Here is a 2,975-nt window from a genome sequence, read left to right as displayed (position 1 = left end):
CTTTGCAGCCACTAAATGAAGATTTGTGAAAATCTCAATTTAGTTGAGTTAAGTCTAATTTAGTTTTTGTGTTGGTGGAGAGTTACCAATTGGTAGCTCCCACTTTTTATCTTTTAGTGTTACATTCTCTAAAACAGGCAGAAGTGTTAAAATTGCTCCAAGATAGCAATGCGTTTTTTGGTGTCTGGATGAGTCGCAAAAAGAGAATTCATAAATCCCATAATTCCACTAACCATTTGGTCTGGATGGACGATAAACAACTGAGCCACATCTTCTTGCTTTACCTGATCAAGACCCGGATCAGAAGATATCTTCCTCAACGCATTTGCCAAAGCTAAAGGATTGCCACATAGTTCAGCACCCCCTGCATCAGCCATATATTCGCGCTTTCGAGAGATAGCAAAACGAGTAATCAAAGTAAAAAAATAAGCAATGGCGCAACAGATCACACCAACAAATAAGATAACCAAGATAGATAATCCTGCCCCCCGTTCATCTTTGCTACGCCTTACAGAACCACCAAACCACATGGTTTGATACATCATACGCACCACCAAGGACATGACTGTAGATATGATGCCCACAAAGATAATACTAACTATCAGAAGACGAGTATCTTTGTTGCGTATGTGTGTAAGCTCGTGAGCAACCACTCCTTTCAACTCTTCATCGTTAAGGCGATTGATGATTCCAGTTGTCAATGTCACTGTATAACTTTTATCGTTTATTCCGCTTGCAAAAGCATTCAGTTGCGGGTCGTCAACAACATGTATCTGCGGCATTGACATGCCACAAGTCATACAAAGATTCTCTACAATATTATAGACACGTGGATTCTCTCTTCGCTCTAAAGGGCGAGCACCAGTGGCACGCTGAATCATGGCGACATTTGTAAAGTACGCAATGGCAAACCATATACCTACTCCCAAAACTACCCATGGTATCGTTGTAATAAAGTAATAATTTACGGATGCAACGTCAAGCGCATAAACCACCTCGCCGTACTCATTATAATAACCGTTTCCAAAGTAGTTAAGCAATGCCAAAAATACCCATATCATGCCTAAAATAATGATAGGGAACATGAGCAATAACAATACACTCATTGCATTATTACGCCGAATTTGGGTTTGAAGGCCTACGTACTTCACTCTTAGAAATTAATCTGTGGTGCTTGTTCCATCTCTGTACGTTGAGTTGGAGCTATCTCATACATGGGTTCTTTTTTGAAACCAAACATATTGGCAAAGATATTCGAGGGGAATGTCTGCACCGCATTATTCAACTCTCGCGTTGCGGTATTAAAATAACGACGTACTGCCGACAATTTATTCTCAATATCGGAAATCTCATTTTGCAGCTGCAAAAAGTTTTGATTAGCTTTCAGTTCTGGATACGCCTCTAAAGAGATACGAAGACCTGACAACGCTTGCGTGAGCATATTATCTGCTTGCATCTTCTCATTGATCGTTGTTGCATTGACACCCATCGTACGTGCTTCTGTAACTCTTTGCAGTACTTCTTTTTCATGAGCAGCATAACCTTTCACGGAAGATACAAGCTGTGGTATAAGATCTGCACGTTGCTTGAGCTGCACGTCAATATTAGCAAACGCATTTTCACGATTATTACGAAGACGAACAAGATTATTATAAATTCCCGCACAGAATAAAACAAGCAGAACCAATACTGCTATGATAATTCCAACAACCATAATTCGATTATATTTAATGATTTATATATGTTTACAAATATAACTAAAAGAAGCGATAAAATAAGAATATTAAGAAATATTAGGATAAAAAAAGTCCGATTGTCATATCTGATTCGATGATGACAATCGGACTTGTACTCGTTTAATCGCTTAATATCCTCATTACTTTTCGGAAGTACTGGTGCGTTGCACGAACGCTGTAATTTGGACCTCCATTCCACGAACGTATTGCTTGCTCAATGTTATTCGAAGGATTGTGAGCAGACTGAATCAAAAGAAACATTTCCTTAGATTTCGAAATACTCCAACGGTCTGAAAGCTTATAACGCTTCTTACTTCTACGTTGTTTCAGAATGTTGTTACACTCTTTAACGAGGATTGGGGTAATCTGCAATACACCAACAGAATTCCCACTTTTAGCATTTGCTTTTCCTCTACTCTCTACATGAATAATCGCGTCCATCACTGGACCCCAATTAAAACTGCTACTTGTTCTTATATTCCCCTTCTGTCCTGCAAACGCAAAAACTGGAAAAAACAATAAAATAGTCAAAGCAACAAGAGCAATCTTTCTTATTCTCTCCATCATTGTTAATTTATGGAACCTGGACAATGAAATGCTAACTAATTTGTCAACAATGCCCGCGATGATAGAATAATGAGAATGAGTTTTCTATACATCTCAGCTCCGTTAGATACTTAGTAGATAGTTCAAAATAAAAAATAAAAACTATCTCTATTTTTATCGCTTGCAAAGGTACGCAAAAAATATAAAAGACACAAATAATTTACCCTTTTTAATGCTTATTGAAGAATTGTAATACATTGATTATACGCAAGTTAAAGAAAAATTAATGTAATCTAATTTCAACTTACTACATACATCTATACTTGAGAATTTCCTTTCTAATACTTGTAATCAACGAAACATTTTTCTGGTTTGTTTGTAAGCATCAACTCCGTGCAATTCATTTCCAACTATCCTCATCGTGCCACCTATATCACACAGCATATAAAAACAAAAAGCCTCCAGCATCGGTTGAGACACTGGAGGCGTGAAGTAAAAAAGGCAGCTACCTACTCTCCCACATTGCATTGTAGTACCATCGGCGCAAGCAGGCTTAACTTCTCTGTTCGGAATGGGAAGAGGTGGAACCCTGCCGCTATAACCACCTGATAAAGGGGTTGACAAATCTTCACAAGCAAAACATGAATAAAATAAAATGTACCTTTTTGTTGACGTGTCTATTTTCATAGCACG

3 protein-coding genes and 1 rRNA gene are annotated in these 2,975 nt (G+C 37.9%); all 4 read right to left on the bottom strand.

What is annotated here, in order from left to right; genetic code table 11:
- Positions 1-146: 146 nt before the first annotated feature.
- Complete coding sequence (locus tag BN35_RS11515) at positions 147-1,151, bottom strand: M48 family metallopeptidase (protein WP_028901371.1); 1,005 nt, start codon at positions 1,149-1,151, stop codon at positions 147-149.
- A 2-nt stretch (positions 1,152-1,153) separates the two neighbouring features.
- Positions 1,154-1,714 carry a LemA family protein gene (locus BN35_RS11510; protein WP_025073252.1) on the bottom strand — a complete coding sequence of 187 codons (561 nt, stop codon included), beginning with the start codon at positions 1,712-1,714 and terminating at the stop codon, positions 1,154-1,156.
- Positions 1,715-1,856: 142 nt separating this feature from the next.
- On the bottom strand, positions 1,857-2,300 hold the full coding sequence (locus tag BN35_RS11505) for a lysozyme family protein (protein WP_025073253.1): 444 nt from the start codon (positions 2,298-2,300) through the stop codon (positions 1,857-1,859).
- Positions 2,301-2,778: 478 nt separating this feature from the next.
- A 5S ribosomal RNA gene (gene rrf / locus BN35_RS11500) occupies positions 2,779-2,891 on the bottom strand.
- Between the last annotated feature and the right edge of the window lie 84 nt (positions 2,892-2,975).

It is taken from the genome of Hoylesella timonensis 4401737 = DSM 22865 = JCM 15640, assembly GCF_000455445.1.
Lineage (GTDB): Bacteria > Bacteroidota > Bacteroidia > Bacteroidales > Bacteroidaceae > Prevotella > Prevotella timonensis.
This window is presented reverse-complemented; position numbering and strand designations above follow the sequence as displayed.

Coding starts and splice junctions, on each gene's coding strand:
- BN35_RS11510 (WP_025073252.1), bottom strand. CDS start 1,714: ATGGTTGTTGGAATTATCATAGCAGTATTGGTTCTGCTTGTTTTATTC.
- BN35_RS11505 (WP_025073253.1), bottom strand. CDS start 2,300: ATGGAGAGAATAAGAAAGATTGCTCTTGTTGCTTTGACTATTTTATTG.